Annotated in this window: 14 protein-coding genes and 1 riboswitch; of the genes, 9 read left to right on the top strand and 5 right to left on the bottom strand. The window is 71.5% G+C overall.

Going from position 1 to position 18,752, the window contains the following annotated elements; all coding sequences use genetic code 11:
• The first annotated feature begins 273 nt into the window (after positions 1–273).
• The 3 genes from ACZ6R9_RS06975 to ACZ6R9_RS06965 are packed head-to-tail and all read left to right on the top strand — an operon-like array spanning position 274 to position 3,792.
• Positions 274–1,683, top strand: a complete 1,410-nt coding sequence (locus ACZ6R9_RS06975) for a family 2B encapsulin nanocompartment shell protein (protein ID WP_465536995.1) — start codon at positions 274–276, stop codon at positions 1,681–1,683.
• Between the two features lie 28 nt (positions 1,684–1,711).
• On the top strand, positions 1,712–2,896 hold the full coding sequence (locus tag ACZ6R9_RS06970; RefSeq protein WP_380482113.1) for a family 2 encapsulin nanocompartment cargo protein terpene cyclase: 1,185 nt from the start codon (positions 1,712–1,714) through the stop codon (positions 2,894–2,896).
• A 35-nt stretch (positions 2,897–2,931) separates the two neighbouring features.
• Entirely contained in the window at positions 2,932–3,792 is an 861-nt protein-coding gene (locus ACZ6R9_RS06965; RefSeq protein ID WP_380482111.1) for a geranyl diphosphate 2-C-methyltransferase, read from the top strand.
• A gap of 52 nt (positions 3,793–3,844) precedes the next feature.
• On the opposite strand, the gene glgX is transcribed toward ACZ6R9_RS06965, so the two are convergent.
• A complete protein-coding gene (gene glgX, locus ACZ6R9_RS06960) occupies positions 3,845–6,043 on the bottom strand; it encodes a glycogen debranching protein GlgX (RefSeq protein ID WP_465536993.1) in 2,199 nt (732 codons plus the stop codon).
• Between the two features lie 211 nt (positions 6,044–6,254).
• Here glgX and ACZ6R9_RS06955 point away from each other — a divergent pair, with 211 nt between their 5' ends.
• The 4 genes from ACZ6R9_RS06955 (at position 6,255) to ACZ6R9_RS06940 (ending at position 10,809) form a co-directional block, all read left to right on the top strand.
• A complete protein-coding gene (locus ACZ6R9_RS06955) occupies positions 6,255–7,439 on the top strand; it encodes a L,D-transpeptidase (RefSeq protein ID WP_465536992.1) in 1,185 nt (394 codons plus the stop codon).
• Between the two features lie 115 nt (positions 7,440–7,554).
• A complete protein-coding gene (locus ACZ6R9_RS06950; protein ID WP_380482106.1) occupies positions 7,555–8,802 on the top strand; it encodes a L,D-transpeptidase in 1,248 nt (415 codons plus the stop codon).
• Between the two features lie 170 nt (positions 8,803–8,972).
• Complete coding sequence (locus ACZ6R9_RS06945; protein ID WP_380482104.1) at positions 8,973–10,166, top strand: L,D-transpeptidase; 1,194 nt, start codon at positions 8,973–8,975, stop codon at positions 10,164–10,166.
• A gap of 103 nt (positions 10,167–10,269) precedes the next feature.
• Complete coding sequence (locus tag ACZ6R9_RS06940) at positions 10,270–10,809, top strand: ATP-binding protein (RefSeq protein ID WP_465536990.1); 540 nt, start codon at positions 10,270–10,272, stop codon at positions 10,807–10,809.
• A gap of 1,392 nt (positions 10,810–12,201) precedes the next feature.
• On the opposite strand, the gene ACZ6R9_RS06935 is transcribed toward ACZ6R9_RS06940, so the two are convergent.
• From ACZ6R9_RS06935 to gcvT, 4 genes are all read right to left on the bottom strand, one after another.
• Positions 12,202–13,569 (bottom strand): L-serine ammonia-lyase, encoded by a 1,368-nt coding sequence (locus ACZ6R9_RS06935; protein ID WP_465536988.1) that lies wholly within the window; start codon positions 13,567–13,569, stop codon positions 12,202–12,204.
• Positions 13,570–13,720: 151 nt separating this feature from the next.
• Positions 13,721–14,989, bottom strand: coding sequence for a serine hydroxymethyltransferase (locus ACZ6R9_RS06930; RefSeq protein WP_465536987.1), 1,269 nt, complete (start codon positions 14,987–14,989; stop codon positions 13,721–13,723).
• 16 nt (positions 14,990–15,005) lie between these two features.
• Positions 15,006–15,380, bottom strand: coding sequence for a glycine cleavage system protein GcvH (gcvH, locus tag ACZ6R9_RS06925; protein ID WP_380482096.1), 375 nt, complete (start codon positions 15,378–15,380; stop codon positions 15,006–15,008).
• A gap of 102 nt (positions 15,381–15,482) precedes the next feature.
• Positions 15,483–16,601, bottom strand: a complete 1,119-nt coding sequence (gene gcvT, locus ACZ6R9_RS06920; protein ID WP_380482094.1) for a glycine cleavage system aminomethyltransferase GcvT — start codon at positions 16,599–16,601, stop codon at positions 15,483–15,485.
• Between the two features lie 149 nt (positions 16,602–16,750).
• Positions 16,751–16,855, bottom strand: a riboswitch (glycine riboswitch).
• Positions 16,856–16,993: 138 nt separating this feature from the next.
• On the opposite strand from gcvT, the gene ACZ6R9_RS06915 reads away from it, so the two are divergent.
• Together ACZ6R9_RS06915 and ACZ6R9_RS06910 are read left to right on the top strand one after the other, a co-directional pair.
• The gene (locus tag ACZ6R9_RS06915; RefSeq protein WP_380482092.1) at positions 16,994–17,761 is read left to right on the top strand and encodes an enhanced serine sensitivity protein SseB; all 768 of its coding nucleotides are present in this window, start codon (positions 16,994–16,996) and stop codon (positions 17,759–17,761) included.
• 119 nt (positions 17,762–17,880) lie between these two features.
• Positions 17,881–18,705: an enhanced serine sensitivity protein SseB C-terminal domain-containing protein gene (locus tag ACZ6R9_RS06910; protein WP_380482090.1), complete on the top strand. Its 825-nt coding sequence runs from the start codon at positions 17,881–17,883 to the stop codon at positions 18,703–18,705.
• Positions 18,706–18,752: the final 47 nt, after the last annotated feature.

The raw sequence follows: 18,752 nt of genomic DNA, 5'->3' as shown, positions 1-18,752 counted from the left end.
TGCCCCTGTCGGCGAGATCCGGCCAGGCCGGACGGGGCGTCAGCCCTGTTCACGGCGCTCCCCATTGCGCCGTTCGGGTCGCTCGGGGCGCCGCGCGCCGCTGCTGGGAGCCCCCTGGCGCAAGGGGCGCACAACCCTCGGGGCCCGGCGTGATGGGGCGCACTTCGGCCAACGGCACACCACGAGCGCCTCCTTGCAGGCCCCCCGGCACCGCGGTGTCTGATCTGGGCCGAAGTGATCGCCGTGGATCACCGGAGCAGCCAGGAGACCCGCATGTCGGTCGAGACCGAGCACGCCCCCGAAGTCCAGGCCCCGGCCCAGCAGAGCCTGAGCACCGCGGCGGCGCGCAACCTCGCCACCACGACCAAGTCCAAGCCGCAGATGCAGGAGATCAGCTCACGCTGGCTGCTGCGCAAGCTGCCCTGGGTCCACGTCTCGGCCGGCACCTACCGGGTCAACCGGCGGCTCTCCTACGCCGTCGGCCGCGGCCGGGTGTCCTTCGTGCAGACCGGCCGGGAGGTCAAGGTGGCGGCGCCCACCCTGCGCGAAGTCCCGGCGCTGCGCGGCTTCGCGGACCACGCGGTACTGAACGAGCTCGCCGGGCGCTTCGTCCAGCGCGGCTTCAGCGCCGGCGAGGTCCTGGTTCAGCAGGGCACCCCGATCAACGAGGTGTTCCTGATCGCGCACGGCAAGGTCGAGCGGATCGGCACCGGCAAGTACGGCGACGACACCGTGCTCGCCGTGCACGCCGACGGCGACCACCTCGGCGACGAGGCGCTCAACCTCCCCGACGGGCGCTGGCCGTACAGCGTGAAGGCCGCCACCGCCGGCACCGCCATGTCGCTGCCCTGGCCGGCCTTCCAGGAGATCGTGGACCGCTCCCCGGCCCTCCAGGCACAGATCGCGCTCTTCCTCGCCGGGCAGGCCGCCGAACAGAACGAGCACGGCGAGGCCGAGATCGGCATGTCGGCCGGCCACCACGGCGAGTACGGCCTGCCCACCGCCTTCGTGGACTACGAACTCGGCCCCCGCGAATACGAGTTGAGCGTCGCCCAGACGGTCCTTCGGGTGCACAGCCGGGTCGCCGACCTCTACAACAAGCCGATGGACCAGACCCAGGAGCAGCTCCAGCTGACCATCGAGGCGCTGCGCGAGCGCCAGGAACACGAGATCGTCAACAACCCCGACTTCGGGCTGCTCTCCAACTGCGCCTTCGACCAGCGGATCCAGACCCACTCCGGCGCACCCACCCCCGACGATCTGGACGAGCTGCTCGCGATGCGCCGCGACACCGACTACCTGTTCGCGCACCCGAAGGCGATCGCCGCGTTCGGCCGCGAGGCCAACCGGCGCGGCGTCTACTTCTCCACCGCCGAGGTGCACGGCCACCGGGTGCCCGCCTGGCGCGGCGTCCCGCTGCTGCCCTGCGGCAAGATCCCGGTCCGCGGCGGCACCACCTCGATCCTCGCGATGCGCACCGGCGAGCACAACCAGGGCGTGGTCGGCCTCACCCAGGTCGGCATCCCCGACGAGGTCGAGCCCGGCCTGAACGTCCGCTTCATGGGCATCGACGAGAAGGCCGTCGTCAACTACCTGGTCTCGACGTACTACTCCGCCGCGATTCTGGTCCCCGACGCGCTGGGCGTGCTGGAGAACGTCGAGGTCGACCACCCCCGGTCCTGACCGCCCCACGCCGAAAGACGACCCCGACATGCCCTCACTGCTCACCCGGACGCTCGCCCCGCACGGCACCCACGAGCTGGCGGCGCTGGTCTCCGCCATCCTCACCCACCCCGAGCGCCCCGCCCCCGGCCGGCTCACCTGGCACGCCCCCGGCCCCACCGGCCTCGGCACCAGCGGCCTGCTGACGCACCGCCCGACCGTCCCCCACCGGGCTACCGGCGACATCGTCCGGGACGCCCCCGCCGCCCGGCCGATCACCAACGGCAAAGCCCCCGCGCTGTACTGCCCGCCCGCGATGCGCGACGACCCGGCGCTCGGCGACCTGGTCAACGAGCGGCTGATCGAGTGGGCCGAGCGGATCGGCATCTACCCCGGCCGCACCGACATGCTGCGCAAGGCCAACTTCGGCCGGCTGATGATGCTCGCCCACCCCGAGACCGACGACCCCGACCGGCTGCTCGCCGCCGCCAAGTGCGGCCTGGCCGAATGGTCGGTGGACGACCACGTGGTGGACGGCGAGGTCGAGGAACCCCGGCACGAGGTGATCGGCCAGCGCCTGGCGATCTGCCACTCCGTCATCGACCAGGCCCAACTGCCGCTGCGCTACGCCCCCCAGCTGGAGGAGAACGTCCAGCGCGACCCGGTCGCCATGGCGCTCCGCTCCGCCCTCGGCGACCTGGCCGCGTACGCCAGCTGGAACCAGGTCCGGCGGCTGCGGCACGAGCTGGCGATCATGTTCGTGGCGTACGGCCAGGAAGGCATGTGGCACACCACCGGGCACCGCCCGCCGGTGTGGGAGTACCTGATGCACCGGCACGAGAACTCCTTCATCCCGTGCATGGTGCTGGTCGACGCGATCGCCGGCTACGAGGTGCCGCAGGCCGAGTTCGCCGACCCCGCCGTGCGCCGCACCTTCAACCTGGCCGGCACCGCCACCGTGCTGATGAACGACCTGTACTCGATGGGCAAGGAAGACCCCAGCGACTTCAGCCTGCCGATGCTGATCGCCACCGAGGAGGGCTGCTCGCTGGAGGAGGCCGTCCAGCAGAGCGTGGCGATCCACGACGAACTGATGCACACCTTCGAGGCCGAGGCCTCCGCCCTCGCCCTGACCGGCTCGCCCGAGCTGCGCCGCTTCCTGGCCGGCACCTGGGCCTGGGTCGGCGGCAACCGCGAGTGGCATGCGGGCAGCGCCCGCTACCAGACCGACTGACCATCGTCCACCGCCAGTTGAGGAGCACGCCGTACATGACCACCACCGTCCCGAGCGCCACCAACGTGCTGCGCACCGCGTTCCAGAAGTCGGTCGCCAACTACTGGAACCTGGAGAAGGACCCGGTCAACATCAAGCTCGGTGAGGTCGACGGCCTCTACCACCACCACTACGGCCTCGGCCCGGTCGACCCGTCGGTGTTCGAGGGCCCGGACCAGACCCGCGACGAGCGCATGATCAAGGAGATGCACCGGCTGGAGACCGCCCAGGCGGACGTGCTGCTCGACCACCTCGGCGACATCGCGCCCACCGACGCGCTGCTGGACGCCGGTTCCGGCCGCGGCGGCACCAGCATCATGGCCAACCTGCGGTTCGGCTGCGAGGTGGACGGCGTCTCCATCTCCGAGCAGCAGGTGGCGTTCGCCAACGGGCAGGCGCACGAGCGCGGCATCGCCGACCGGGTCCGCTTCCACTTCCGCAACATGCTGGACACCGGCTTCCAGACCGCCTCCCGCCGGGCGATCTGGACCAACGAGACCACCATGTACGTGGACCTGTTCGAGGCGTTCGGCGAGTTCTCCCGGCTGCTCGCCCCCGGCGGCCGCTACGTCTGCATCACCGGCTGCTCCAACGACGTGATGGGCCTGCGCTCGAAGGCCGTCAGCCGGATCGACGAGCACTACATCTGCAACATCCACCCGCGCAGCCAGTACTTCAAGGCGCTGGCCGCCAACAACCTGGTGCCGATCAGCGTGGTCGACCTGACCGCCGACACCATCCCGTACTGGGAGCTGCGCGCGCAGTCCTCGGTGGCCACCGGCATCGAGGACCCGTTCCTGACGGCGTACAAGGAAGGCAGCTTCCACTACCTGATGATCGTCGCCGACCGGGTCTGACGGCCGGTCGAACGGGAGGCCCGGGCCGGCGCCCGGGCCTCCCGTCATGCCGTCATGCCGTGAGCAGCACGGTCGAGCGGGCGGTCAGGGTGATCCCGGTGACCGGCTCCGGCGCCGGCGCGCCGGCCAGGGCGGTGTCGATCAGCGGGCGGTGCGGGCCGGGCAGGGTGAAGTGCCGCGGCTCGGGGCCGGCGTTGAGCAGCAGCAGGAAGTCCGCGTCGTGCACCGCCCGGCCCTGCTGGTCGCGCTCGGCCATCGCGGTGCCGGACAGCCGCAGGGCCAGCGCGTGGCCCGGGGCGAACCAGTCCGCCTCGGTCATCTCCCGCCCGTCCCGGGTGAACCAGCTCAGGTCGCGCGGCCCGTCGGGCCCGGCCGGGCGGCCGGAGAAGAACGCCCGCTGCCGCAGCACCGGGTGGGCGCGGCGCAGCCGGATCAGCCGGGCCGTCAGCTCGGCCAGCGAGCGCCACCCCGGGTCGTCCAGCAGCGACCAGTCCAGCCAGCCGGTCTCGTTGTCCTGGCAGTACGCGTTGTTGTTGCCGTGCTGGGTGCGGCCGAGTTCGTCGCCCGCCGTCAGCATCGGTACGCCGCTGGACAGCAGCAGGGTGGTCAGCAGGTTGCGCAGTTGGCGCACCCGCAGCTCGCGGATCGCCGGGTCGTCGGTGTCGCCCTCCGCGCCGTGGTTCCAGGACCGGTTGTCGTCGGTGCCGTCCCGGTTGTCCTCGCCGTTGGCCAGGTTGTGCTTGCGGTCGTAGGAGACCAGATCGCGCAGGGTGAAACCGTCGTGCGAGGTCACGTAGTTGACGGAGGCGTAGGGGCGCCGGCCGCCGCGCTGGTACAGGTCGGAGGAGCCCGCGATCCGGGTGGCCAGCTCGCGCACGTCCGGCCGGGCGCCGCGCCAGAAGTCGCGCACGGTGTCCCGGTAGCGGTCGTTCCACTCGCCCCACAGCGGGGGGAAGCCGCCCAGCTGGTAGCCGCCCGGGCCGACGTCCCACGGTTCGGCGATCAGCTTGACCCGGCTGAGCAGCGGGTCCTGCGACACGGCGGCCAGGAACGGGTGCTCCATCTCCACCGCGTCGCTGCCGCGGGCCAGCGCCGCCGCCAGGTCGAAGCGGAAGCCGTCCACGCCCATCTCCGCGACCCAGTAGCGCAGCGAGTCGGTGATCAGCCGGATCACCTGCGGGCGGCGGGTGTCCAGGGTGTTGCCGCAGCCGGTGTAGTCGGCGTAGCCGCGGCGGGAGCGGTCCAGCCGGTAGTAGCCGGCGTTGTCGATGCCGCGGAAGGACAGCGCCGGGCCCATCACGCCCGACTCGGCGGTGTGGTTGTACACCACGTCGAGGATCACCTCGATGCCCGCCGCGTGCAGCGCCCGCACCATCCGCTTGAACTCGCCGACCTGCTGGCCCCGGCTGCCGGAGGACGAGTAGCCCGCGTGCGGGGCGAAGAAGCCGAGCGTGTTGTAGCCCCAGTAGTTGACCAGGCCGCGCTGCTGGAGGTGGTCCTCGCTGACGTGATGGTGGACCGGCAGCAGCTCCACCGCCGTCACCCCCAGCCCGGTCAGGTGCGCGATCGCCGCCGGGTGGGCCAGGCCCGCGTAGGTGCCGCGCAGCCCGGGCGGGATGTCGGGGTGGCGCTTGGTGAAGCCGCGCACGTGCAGCTCGTACAGCACCGTCTCGGCCCACGGCGTCTTCGGGCGCTGGTCGTCGTACCAGTCGTCGGCGTCGTGCACCACCACCGCCCTGGGCACGTACGGCGCCGAGTCCCGGTCGTCCCGGACGGTGTCCGCGACGTCCCGCTCCGGCCAGTGGCGGACGGCCGAGCTCACCGCGTCGTGCGTGACGCAGCCGCCGTCGATGGCGCGGGCGTACGGGTCGAGCAGCAGCTTCGCCGGGTTGTGCCGGGCGCCCGTCCACGGGTCCCACCGGCCGTGCACCCGGAAGCCGTAGCGGGTGCCGGGCAGCACGCCCGGCAGGTAGCCGTGCCAGGTCTGGTACGTCTGCTCGGTCAGCCGGTGCCGGCTCTCCTGGCCGCGGTCGTCGAACAGGCACAGCTCGACCGCCTCCGCGCCCGGCGCCCAGAGCGCGAAGTTGGTGCCCCGGCCGCCCTCGCCGTCGGTGCGGAACCGGGCGCCCAGCGGCTGCCAGCTGCCCGGCCAGGGCGGCGCCGGGGCGGGCCGGGGCGCCGAACCGTTCGGCCGGGCGGCCGGTCGTGCCTCCCGGGACGTGCCCGCACCCCGCTCCTGCCACGCTGTCATGGCGACCCTCCCAGCCATCCGGGGGCTCGTCCCCGTTCTTCCGGTTGTTCCCTGCGCGACGCCGCCCGTCACCCCGGGTCGGAATGTGTGACGCACCGTGATCAATCCTGTGCCCGGCGCGGCCCGGTGGGGAAACCATCCGATCGTGTCCGGGGAGTGCGATCGGTCGTTGTGCCCGGCGGGTGGTTTCGCACGACAGCGGGAGGACGGCATGCACGCCGCGGTACGGCGCTGGGCCCGGCGGGCGGCCGTGGCCGGACTGGTCCTGCTGACCGGCTGCTCCGGCGTGTTCGGCCTGGGCGACGCCGGACCGCCGTCCCGCGCCCGGCTCACGATCGGCCCCGCCGACGGCGCGCAGGACGTCGCGCTGGACGGCGCGGTCAAGGTGACGGTCGCCCAGGGCCGCCTGCTGGACGTCAGGCTGACCGACGACAAGGGCGCCCGGGTGCCCGGCACGCTCAGCGACGACGCCACCGGCTGGACGCCCGACGCCCGGCTCACCGGCGCCACCGCCTACAGCCTGGACGCCACAGCCGAGGACGCCGACGGGCTGCGCGCCGTCCAGCGCGTCCGGTTCGCCACGGTGCCGCCCGACCGCACCGTCGTCGCCTTCTTCACCCCCGAGGACGGCTCCACCGTCGGCGTCGGCATGCCCGTGTCGCTGCGCTTCTCCCGCCCGGTCGAGAACCGGTCCGCCGTGGAACGGGCCGTCTCCGTCACCGCCGAGCCGCCGCAGGAGATCGCCGGGCACTGGTTCGGCGACCAGCGCCTCGACTTCCGCCCGCACGCCTTCTGGCCGCCCGGCACCAGAGTCACCCTGGGGCTGCGGCTCAAGGACGTGGAGGCCGCGCCCGGCTACCTCGGCACCCAGAACAAGGACGTCCACTTCACCGTCGGCCGCGCGCTGATCGCCACCGTCGACCTGGACCGGCACACCATGACGGTCCGCCAGGACGGACGCCTGCTGCGCACCCTGGAGGTCAGCGGCGGCAGCCCCGAGCACTCCACCTACCTGGGCACCATGGTGGTCTCCGAGCGCTTCGAGGTGACCAGGATGAACTCGCAGACCGTCGGCCTCGGCGACGAGTACGACATCAAGGACGTCCCGCACGCGCTGCGGCTCACCACCTCCGGCACCTTCGTGCACGGCAACTACTGGACCGACCGCGGGGTGTTCGGGGCCGCCAACACCAGCCACGGCTGCATCGGCCTGGCCGACACCAGCGACGGCGACGCCGGCACCCCGGCCGGCTGGCTCTACCAGCACACCCTGGTCGGTGACGTGGTGGAGGTGCGCGGCTCGCACGGCGACCGGGTCTCGCCCGACAACGGCCTGAACGGCTGGAACCTGCCGTGGTCGCAGTGGACGGTCGGGCGGTCGGCCGCAGTTCACTGAACCGGCACCCGGCTCCCTCGGAAGATTCACTCAGCTTCGCCGGTTATCCTGACCCGCGCGCGCCCGACACGGTCGGGAACGCGGTGGGCTGTGCATACCGGAGGGGAGCAGCGCGGTGAAGGCGGTTCAGAAGGCCGAGGCCGGAATAGTCGGGGGCGGGCGGCGGGCGCGCCGGGCCGCGACGGCCGTGCTGGTGGGTGGTGTCCTGCTGCTCGGTACGGCCTGCAGCAGCGGCGGCGGTTCGGGCGACGCCAAGGGCGGCAGCGGCGGCGGTTCCTCGTCCTCCTCGGACGCGGCGCCGAAGGTGTCGACCGCTCAGCTGACGGTCACGCCGGCCGACGGCGCGAACGACGTGGCGCCCAAGGACGGCCTCCAGGTGACGGTGGCCAGCGGCAAGCTGACCACGGTCGCGGTGACCGACAAGAACGGAAAGGCGGTGTCCGGCGAGATCGCCGCCGACGGCCTGAGCTGGAAGCCCACCGAGCAGCTGACGGTCGGCACCACGTACACGGTGAACGCGCAGGCGACCGACTCGGCCGGCCTGGTGGCCGCCTCCACCACCACCTTCACCACGCTGACGCCGGCCAAGAAGGTCGCCACCAACGACAACATCGCCGACAACGGCCAGTACGGCGTCGGCATGATCGTCTCGGTGAACTTCAGCAAGGCCGTCAAGAACAAGGACGCCGTGCTGGCCGGCATCACCGTCGAGGGCTCGGACGGCACGGTGGCCAAGGGCCACTGGTTCGGCAACTCCCGGCTGGACTTCCGGCCGGAGAAGTACTGGAAGCCCGGCACCAAGGTGACGGTGAAGTACCGGCTGAAGAACGTCGAGATCGCGCCCGACATGTACGGCGACGTGGACAAGGACGAGCCGTTCACCATCGGCCGCTACCAGGTCTCGACGGTGGACGCCGCGACCCACATGATGACGGTCTCGCGGGGCGGCAACGACAACCAGACCATTCCGATCACGGCGGGCGACGACCAGAACCCGTCCTGGAACGGCACCATGGTGATCGCCACCAAGGAGAAGGTCACCCGGATGAACTCCGCCACGGTGTCCAACATCAAGGGCAAGGAGTACGACGTCCCGGACGTGCCGCACGCGATGCGGCTGACCACCTCCGGCACCTATGTGCACGGCAACTACTGGGGCGACGCGTTCGGCAAGTCGAACGCCAGCCACGGCTGCGTGGGCCTCGCCGACGCCAAGGGCGGCAGCGACAGTTCGAGCGCCGGCAAGTACTTCAACTCGTCGATGGTCGGCGACGTGGTCAAGATCGTGAACTCCAAGAACGGCAAGACGGTCGCCGGGGACAACGGTCTGAGCGGCTGGACCATCCCGTGGAGCCAGTGGTAACCCGCGCCGGTCGATCGGCAGTGACGGCCCGGTGATCTTTTGATCGCCGGGCCGTCGGCCGTTCGTGACCGTACCGGGACACTTGGCGCGCAACGTTTTCCGTGTTCGACCCGTCATATCAACCGAAAGACCTGTCAGCCGACAGGCAGGGTGTTGGGGAGAGCAGGAACGTGAAGGCTATACGCGGGGGTTACGCGGTGGGGGCGCTCGCAGGTGCCCTGGTGCTGATGGCCACGGCCGGCTGCAGCACAAACCCGGCCAAGGCCGACAGCCCCGCGGCGGCGGCCAGTTCGGCCAAGCCGACCGTGTCGGCCGCGACCATCGCCATCGAACCCGCCAACAACGCCACCGACGTCAAGACCACCGGCGCGGTCAAGGTCGCGGCCACCGGCGGCAAGCTGACCTCCGTCAAGGTCACCGGCCCCGACGGGGTCGAGGTGCCCGGCGCGCTCACCTCCGACGGCACCGGCTGGGCGCCGTCCGGCAACCTCAAGATATCCACCGCCTACACGGTGGACGCGCTCGCCGAGGACTCCCAGGGCGTGGTCGCCAACGCGCGTTCCACCTTCTCCACCCTCACCCCCGAGAAGGACGCGGGCGTCAGCGACAACATCGCCGACAACGAGCAGTACGGCGTCGGCATGATCGTCTCGGTCCGGTTCAACCGGGCGGTGAAGAACAAGGACGCGGTGCTGGCCGGCATCACCTTCGAGGCCAACGACGGCACCGTGGTCAAGGGCCACTGGTTCAACGACAAGCGGCTGGACTTCCGCCCCGAGAAGTACTGGAACCCCAACACCAAGGTCACCGTCCACTACAAGCTCAAGGACGTGGAGACCGCGCCCGGCGTGTACGGCGGCGTCGACAAGGACGAGCCGTTCACCATCGGCCGCTCCCAGATCTCCACCGCCGACGTCAACACCCACCGCATGACGGTCGTCCGCGACGGCCAGCAGACCGACTCCATCCCGTTCACCGCCGGCAAGCCCGGCTACGAGACCTGGAGCGGCTCCATGGTGGTCGAGGGCATGGAGGGCACCACCCGGATGACCTCCGCCGGCGTCACCAAGGCAGGATCCGGCGACGAATACGATCTGGTGGTTCCGCATGCCATCAGGTTGACCGACACCGGCACCTACGTGCACGGAAACTACTGGGGCGCGGGCGTCATCGGCCGCTCCAACGGCAGCCACGGCTGCATCGGCCTGACCGACACCCAGGGCGGCAGCGCGAGCAGCCCCGCGGGCAAGTTCTACGCCTCCACGCTGGTCGGCGACGTGATCACGGTGGTCAACTCCAAGGGCGCGGTGGTCGACCCGGTCAACGGGCTCGGCGGCTGGAACCTCAACTGGTCGCAGTGGTGATCGTCGGGCGCCTGTTCGGTTGCTGACGGCATATGCCAAATGTGCGGTGATCGTTTGCTCATTGTCCGTACGCGGCTGCCCACGTTCCGCAATGATGGGCGCCATGGCGGGATGGGGCGAAGCGGAACAGGCATCACTTCCATTGGTCGACACCCGCGGTGACGGCTCGTCAGGAGCCGGCACCGCGGTCGTGCTCGCCGAACTGGAACGGATGACCGCGGACGAGATGGAGCACGCCTTCCTGGGCGTGCTCCGCGATGCCGACGTCGCGGAAGAGGTGCGACTGCCCTCCCGGCCGGAGTCGGCCGGGGTCGCGCGGCGGCTGGTGCTCTCGGTCTTACAGTCCTGGAAGCTCCACCATCTGCTGGAAGTCGGGGAGCTGCTCACCGGGGAACTGGTCGCCAACGCCGTGCGACATGCCGGCGGGCGAATGATCGGACTCAAACTGATCAGGCGGCCCGGCTGGCTGCGGATCGAAGTCCGGGACTCCTCGCGGGCGATGCCCTGCTTGATACTCGCCCCCGAGATCGGCTACCAGAACGGCCACGGCCTACAAGTGGTCAACGAACTCGCCGACCGCTGGGGAGCGGACCTGCTGCCACGCGGCAAGGGCGTCTGGTTCGAGGTGCGGACCCGAGTCTGATCCTTTTTGCTCGGATTTTTTTTGGAAAACGATGCGGGGCCCCTGTCCGCGGTTGTTCGCGGTCCGGGGCCCCTGCGCGTCATCCGGCAGCCAAGGGGGTGCGTGCCGCCGGATGGAAGTGGCCGGGCTGTAACGCCCTGCACGCATAACTATCGCACGCCGCGACCCTAAAAACAAGTCGAAACCAAGGCCGATCCTTAGTTAAGCCTTAGGATCTCAGGCCACCTCTAAATCATCTCATAATCCGGACACGCACCAACAGCCTCCAGAGGTCCCCCGAACCGGGACCTTCTAGCTATGGCCGAACCCCCGGACCGACGCGAAGCCCCTGCGGGGAGCTCCCAGCAGCAGCCCGGAGCCGGCGGGGCGTCGCGGGGCAGGCCTGGCGGTCGCTGGGGAAGCCCGCCTGCCAAGCCCCTGAGGGGAGCTTCTGGTGGAGTCGGGGAAGTGCTGCCGGGCAAACCCGCGAGCGATCACCGAGAAGGCCGGGGGCCCCTGCGGGAGCCTCCGGCGGCAGCCCGGAGTCGGCGGGGCGTCGCGGGGCAGGCCTGGCGGTCGCTGGGGAAGCCCGCCTGCCGGGCCCCTGCGGGGAGCTTCCGGCGGCGCTGAGGGAAGTGCTGCTGGGGAGCCCGCGAGCGATCACCGAGAAGGCCGGGGGCCCCTGCGGGAGCCTCCGGCGGCAGCCCGGAGTCGGCGGGGCGTCGCGGGGCAGGCCCGGCGGCAGCCGGGGAAGCCCACCTGCCGGGGGCTTCCGGCGGGCGGCAGGGTTGCCGAGCCCCTGCGGGGAGCTTCTGGCAGCAGCCCGGAGCCGGCGGGGCGTCGTGCGGCAGGCCTGGCGGCAACCGCGGAAGCCCGCCTGCCAAGCCCCTGCGGGGAGCTTCTGGCGGAATCGGAAGAGTTCTGCCGGGCAACCCGCGAGCGATCACCGAGAAGGCCGGGGGCCCCTGCGGGAGCCTCCGGCGGCAGCCCGGAGTCTCCCGTGCGTCGTGCGGCCAGCGCAGCGGCAGTTCGGGAAGCCCCTGTGGGGAGCTTACGGCGGCAGCTCGGAGTCGGCGGGGTTGTGTGGGGCAGGCCTGGTGGCAGCTGGGGAAGCCCCCTGCGGGGAGCTTTCGGCGGCGCTGAGGGAAGTGCTGTTGGGGAGCCCGCGAGTGATCACCGAGAGGGCCGGGGTCCCTGCGGGGGCTTCCGGCGGCAGAAGCCCGGAGTCGGCGGGGTTGCGTGGGGCGGGCCTGGTTGCAGCTGGGGAAGCCCCCTGCGGGGAGCTTTCGGTGGCGCTGAGGGAAGTGCTGTTGGGGAGCCCGCGAGTGATCACCGAGAGGGTCGGGGTCCCTGCGGAGCCCCCCTGGCTGCTTGGGGCGGCGAGGGGGGTGGAGTGGGCTGGGGTGGTGGGGGTCAGCACTCGATGACGTTGACGGCGAGGCCGCCGCGTGAGGTTTCCTTGTACTTGATCTTCATGTCGGCGCCGGTCTCCTTCATGGTCTTGATGGCCTTGTCGAGGGAGACGTGGTGGCGGCCGTCGCCGCGGAGGGCCATGCGGGCGGCGGTGACGGCTTTGACGGAGGCCATGCCGTTGCGTTCGATGCAGGGGATCTGGACGAGGCCGCCGACGGGGTCGCAGGTGAGGCCGAGGTTGTGCTCGATGCCGATTTCGGCGGCGTTCTCGACCTGTTCGGGGGTGCCGCCGAGGACTTCGGCGAGGCCGCCCGCGGCCATGGAGCAGGCGGAGCCGACTTCGCCCTGGCAGCCGACCTCGGCGCCGGAGATGGAGGCGTTCTCCTTGAAGAGCATGCCGATGGCGCCTGCGGCGAGGAGGAAGCGGACGATGCCGTCCTCGTCGGCGCCAGGGATGAAGTTCAGGTAGTAGTGCAGGACGGCGGGGATGATGCCGGCGGCGCCGTTGGTGGGGGCGGTGACGACGCGGCGGCCGGAGGCGTTCTCCTCGTTGACGGCCATCGCGTAGAGGGTGACCCATTCCATCGCGTTGCCGGGGCCGATGCCCTCCGCGCGCATGGCGCGGGCGGCGGACGCGGCGCGGCGGCGGACCTTGAGGCCGCCCGGGAGGATGCCCTCGCGGGACATGCCGGCGGCGACGCACTCCTTCATGACGTCCCAGATTTCGAGCAGCCCGGCCCGGATCTCGGCCTCGGTGCGCCAGGCCTTCTCGTTCTCCAGCATCAGGCCGGAGATGGACAGGCCGGTCTCCCGGGTCAGGCGGAGCAGTTCCTCGCCGGTGCGGAAGGGGTGGCGCAGCACGGTGTCGTCGGGCTTGACCCGGGCCTGGCCGATCGCGTCCTCGTCGACCACGAAGCCGCCGCCGACGGAGTAGTAGGTCTTTTCGAGGAGCACCTCCCCGGCCGCGTCGTAGGCCCACAGGGCCATGCCGTTGGCGTGGTAGGGCAGGGCCTTGCGGCGGTGCAGGATCAGCTGGGTGTCGGGGTCGAAGGCGATCTCGTGGCGGCCCAGCAGGTTGAGCCGCTTGGCGGCGCGGATCCGTTCGACGTCGAGGTCGGCCTGGTCGACGTCGACGGTGCGGGGGGAGTTGTTCTCCAGGCCGAGCAGGACGGCCTTGGGGGTGCCGTGGCCGTGGCCGGTGGCGCCGAGGGAGCCGTACAGCTCGGCGCGGAGCGAGGCGACCTGGTCGAGGTGTCCTTCGGAGGCGAGCCGGCGGGCGAACATCCGGGCGGCGCGCATCGGGCCGACGGTGTGCGAGGAGGACGGTCCGATGCCGATGGAGAAGAGGTCGAAGACGCTGATGGCCACGGGGTGACGTCCTTGTCTGGTCTCGTGGAGTGGTTCGTCCGGTGGGACGGGGACTGCGCATGGAACGGGGCACCGCGCGCACGTCTTCCAGTGTGCGTGGTGCCCCGGGGGTTCCGGGCGACCGCCAGGTGTCGGTGGCCGCGAGGAAGGGTTACAGCTCGGGGTACAGCGGGTGCTTCGCGGCGAGCGCGGTGACCCGGGCCTTCAGCGACTCGGCCTTGGCGGCGTCGAAGCCGGGCTTGAGGGTCTCCGCGATGACGTCGGCGACCTCGCGGAAGTCCTTGGCGTCGAAGCCGCGGGTGGCCAGCGCCGGGGTGCCGATGCGCAGACCCGAGGTGACCATCGGCGGGCGCGGGTCGTTCGGGACGGCGTTGCGGTTGACGGTGATGCCGACCTCGTGCAGGCGGTCCTCGGCGTCCTGGCCGTTGAGCTCGCTGTTGCGCAGGTCGACCAGCACCAGGTGCACGTCGGTGCCGCCGGACAGGACGGAGACGCCGGAGGCGGTCACGTCCTCCTGGAGCAGGCGCTCGGCGAGGATCTTCGCGCCTTCCAGGGTACGGCGCTGACGGTCCTTGAACTCGTCGGTGGCCGCGACCTTGAAGGCCACCGCCTTGCCGGCGATGACGTGCTCCAGCGGGCCGCCCTGCTGGCCGGGGAAGACCGCGGAGTTGATCTTCTTGGCGAACTCGGCCTTGGACAGGATGACGCCGCCGCGCGGGCCGCCCAGGGTCTTGTGGGTGGTGGTGGTGACCACGTCCGCGTACGGCACCGGGGAGGGGTGCAGCCCGGCGGCGACCAGGCCGGCGAAGTGCGCCATGTCGACCATCAGCAGGGCGCCGACCTCGTCCGCGATGCGGCGGAACTCGGCGAAGTCCAGCTGACGCGGGTAGGCGGACCAGCCGGCGATGATCAGCTTGGGCTGGTGCTCCTTGGCGAGGCGCTCGACCTCGGCCATGTCGACCTGGCCGGTCTTCTCGTCCACGTGGTAGGCGGCCACGTTGTAGAGCTTGCCGGAGAAGTTGATCTTCATGCCGTGGGTCAGGTGACCGCCGTGGGCCAGGTTCAGCCCCAGGATGGTGTCGCCCGGCTGGATCAGCGCGAACATCGCCGCGGCGTTCGCCTGCGCGCCGGAGTGCGGCTGCACGTTGGCGTGCTCGGCGCCGAACAGCTCCTTGACCCGGTCGATGGCGAGCTGCTCGACCACGTCGACGTGCTCGCAGCCGCCGTAGTAACGGCGGCCGGGGTAGCCCTCGGCGTACTTGTTGGTGAGCACCGAGCCCTGGGCCTCCATGACCGCCACCGGGGCGAAGTTCTCGGAGGCGATCATTTCCAGGGTGGTCTGCTGGCGGTGCAGCTCGGCGTCGACCGCGGCGGCGATCTCCGGGTCGAGCGCGTGGAGGGACTGGTTGAGAACCGTCATAGGGGAGATCTCCCGGTCAGGCGCCGATGAAGGCGGTGTAGCCGTCGGCGTCGAGCAGCTCGTCGGTCGCCTCGACCCGGACCTTGAACAGCCAACCGCCCTCGAAGGGCTCCGAGTTGACCAGGGCCGGGTCGTCGATGACCTCCTGGTTGACCTCGGTGACCTCGCCGGTGGCGGGGGAGAAGAGGTCGCTGACCGACTTGGTGGACTCGAGCTCGCCACAGGTCTCACCGGCGGTGACGGTGTCACCCACCGCGGGGAGCTGGACGTAGACGATGTCGCCGAGGGCGTCGGCCGCGTGCGCGGTGATGCCGACCGTCGACACCCCGTCCACGGCGGCGGTCAGCCACTCGTGCTCCTTGGTGTACTGCAGGTGCGTGGGGTTGCTCATGACGTCATTCTCCAGGATCGCAAGAGGGGAGGGCGCGGCCGTCCGCTGGGCGGACGAACCGGAAAAATCTGCTCGGACAGCAGGTGAAGGGCTGATCGAAGGTCAGCGGGCGCGCTTGTAGAACGGCAGCGCGACGACCTGGACGGGCTCGGCCTTGCCACGCACGTCCACCGCGACGGTGGTGCCCGGCTCGGCGTGCGCGGCGTCCACGTACGCGATGGCGATCGGCTTGCCCAGGGTCGGGGACGGCGAGCCGGAGGTGATCCGGCCGATCACGGCGCCCTCGGCGTCCACCACGGAGTACTCGGCGCGCGGGACGCGGCGGCCCTCGGAGACCAGGCCGACCAGCTTGCGCGGCGGGTTGGCCTCGGCTGCGGCCGAGGCCTCCTCCAGCGCCTTGCGGCCGACGAACTCGCCGCCGTTGGTGGTCTTGTCGAAGCGCACCACCCGGCCGAGGCCGGCGTCGAACGGGGTCAGCTCGGTGGACAGCTCGTGCCCGTACAGCGGCATGCCGGCCTCCAGGCGCAGCGTGTCGCGGCAGGACAGGCCGCACGGGACCAGGCCCTCGGCGGTGCCGGCCTCGGTCAGCGCCGTCCACAGGTGCTCGGCGTCGGCGGGGGCGCAGAAGATCTCGAAGCCGTCCTCGCCGGTGTAGCCGGTACGGGCCAGCCAGACCTGACGGTCGGCCACGGTGGCGGGCAGCAGCGCGTAGTACTTGAGGCCGGGCAGGTCGGCGTCGGTGAGCTTGGCCAGGATGCCGTTGGCCTCCGGGCCCTGGACGGCGAGCAGCGCGTAGGCGTCGCGGTCGTCGCGGACGGTGGCGTCGAAGCCGGCCGCGCGCTCGGTCAGGGCGTCCAGCACCACCTGGGCGTTGGAGGCGTTGGCGACCACCAGGTACTCGTCGTCCGCGGTGCGGTAGACGATCAGGTCGTCCAGGATGCCGCCGTCCTCGCGGCAGATCATGGTGTAGCGGGCGCGCAGCACGCCGAGCGCGGAGATGAAGCCGACCAGCGCGTGGTCGAGCAGTTCGCCGGCCTGCGGGCCGGAGACGGTGATCTCGCCCATGTGCGACAGGTCGAACAGGCCGGCCTTGGTGCGGACCGCGAGGTGCTCCTCGCGCTCGCTGCCGTAGCGCAGCGGCATGTCCCAGCCCGCGAAGTCGGTCATGGTGGCGCCGAGCGAGCGGTGCAGCGCGTCGAGCGCGGTCAGGCGGAGGGACACGGCAGGACTCCCGGGATCTGGAAACGGGCAGGCTGGGGCGAACCTCCCCGTCTGTCGTCGAACCTGAGAGCTTCACCGCCATCCGAAAGGATGGCGGTTTGCACCGTGGGTGGGCGCACGGCGCGGCCGTGTCCACTTTCCAGATCTGCCTCGCCCGGGCGGTAAGGGGGCCTGAGAGATTCCGGGGAGGACTTGCTCCTTCGGCGCCGGTCGCGACCGGATGACGGTCGTTCCGGCTCTCCCGCGCGGGTTCGAGCGGCCGGTATGAAGTTTGGGCGGGCCCATCATGGCATGCCGGGGCCCGCTGGTGGGAGTGGGGTTCGACCGCGATCGCCGCAGGGCACTCGTGCGCGCCGCTAACCTGAACACAACCGTGAGTGTGGAGGGGCGAGATGGGGTTCCCGCTGGGTCAGGTTCCGGAAGGCGGGAGCTGGCCGGCCAACGAGCTGGAGCAGGTGCTGATGGCGGCCCTGGGCGACCCGGGGGCGACACCCAGGGTGATCGAGGTGCTGGCCCGCAGCCAGGTGTGGATTCCGCTGCCGGCCGGTGCCGACCCGCAGTCCGGCGAGCTCGACCTGCCGACCCTCGAACTCGCGGGCGCGCCCTACGTGCCGGTGTACAGCTCGCAGGAGCTGTACCTGCAGCACGCGCCGGGCATCCCGTTCGCGATCGCCCCGATGTGGGAGTTCGCCCGGGGCCTGCCGCTGGGCATCGGCATCGCGGTCAACCCCGAGGCGCCGGTGGGCATCCCGGTGCCGCCGGAGGGGGTGGGGGAGCTGCGGCGCGGGCCGCGCGGCGAGCAGTGGGAGGCGCAGGGCGTCACCGAGGGCGCGCGGGTGGCGCTCAAGGAACCCGAGCCGCACCAGGAGCCGTTCGCCTTCCTGGCCGCCGCGACCGGCGAACTCGCCGCCCTGCCCGGTGTGTTGACGGCCCGGCGGGCGCTGGCCCGGGTGGAGGGCGAGTCGACCCTGCTGTACATCGGCGTCCAGCTGGACCCGGCGGCCCCCGCCGACCCCGGTGACGTCAACCTGGCGCTCGGCCGGGCGCTCGGAACCGCGGCGCCGAGTTGGGGCGTCCACCTGGTGCTGCTCGACCTGGTCGCCGACCCGGTGGTGGACTGGCTGCTGGGGCGGGTACAGCCCTTCTACGTCAGACCGTGAATCCACCGGATGTCCGGGACGGCGGCATGACGGCTGTCGGGCGCGCCCCATAGGGTTGCTCCGGCACACCGCCGCGCGGTGGACGGGCGGACGAGGGAAGTCGAGAAAGAGGCGACGACGTGACGGGAGCAGCCGGCGATCCGGGCGCGATCGAGCGCGCCCTCGCAGCGGTCGCACCGGAGCGCTGGGAGGCGTACGAGGGGTTGTTGCGCGCTCTCGCGAGCGGGCAGGTCTGGATGCTGCTGTGGCACGGCAGCCCGGGCAGCCCGGACGCCCAGTACGGGAACATGGACGTCGGCGGGCACGGCTACGCGCCTTGTGTGACCTCCCCGGGGCAGCTGGCGGCCAGTGGCTGGGCGCGCGGCCACGAGGTGGTGTCCGGGCCGGAGATCGCCGGCTCCCTGTACCGCTCCCGCTGGGGCCTGTGGCTGGACCCGCACCGCCCCGGCGGCGGCATCGGCGTGCCGTGGGCCGACCTGCGGCGGATCGCCGTCGGCCTGGACCGGCTGCCGGCCGGGCCGCTGCGGATCTCCGAACCGACCGGCCAGGCACCGCAGTTCTTCGCCGTGCTGGAACAACAGGCCGCCGAGGTGCGCCCGTTGCGCTCGCTGCGCCGGGCCTGGGTGCAACCGGTGCTGGGCGAGCCGTACTTGGCGATCGGACTGGACCTCTACGACACCTCGCCGCAGGCCGTGGAGGCGGCCAGGGCGCTGGTGCAGCGGGCCGCCGCGCACGCCCCCGAGGGGCCGGCCGTCTCGACCGTGATGATGGCCGACGAGTTCGACCCGGTGGCGATGTGGCTGCGGGCCAACGCCCGCCCGTTCTTCGACCGGCAGGGTCCGCCGCAGGCCTACTCCACCGGTTTCGGTTACGCAGCGCAACCGCCGGCCGGGCCCGCGCCGGGCTGGCCGCAGCCCCAGTGGCCGGGCTATCCGGGCCGCTGACCGCACCCCGGCGGAACGCCTGAAGACCCCCGTACGAACCTTCCCCC

This window comes from Kitasatospora sp. NPDC048662 (genome assembly GCF_055587065.1).
Note: the sequence above shows the minus strand (reverse complement) of the source record. Positions and strands in the feature narration are given on the sequence as shown.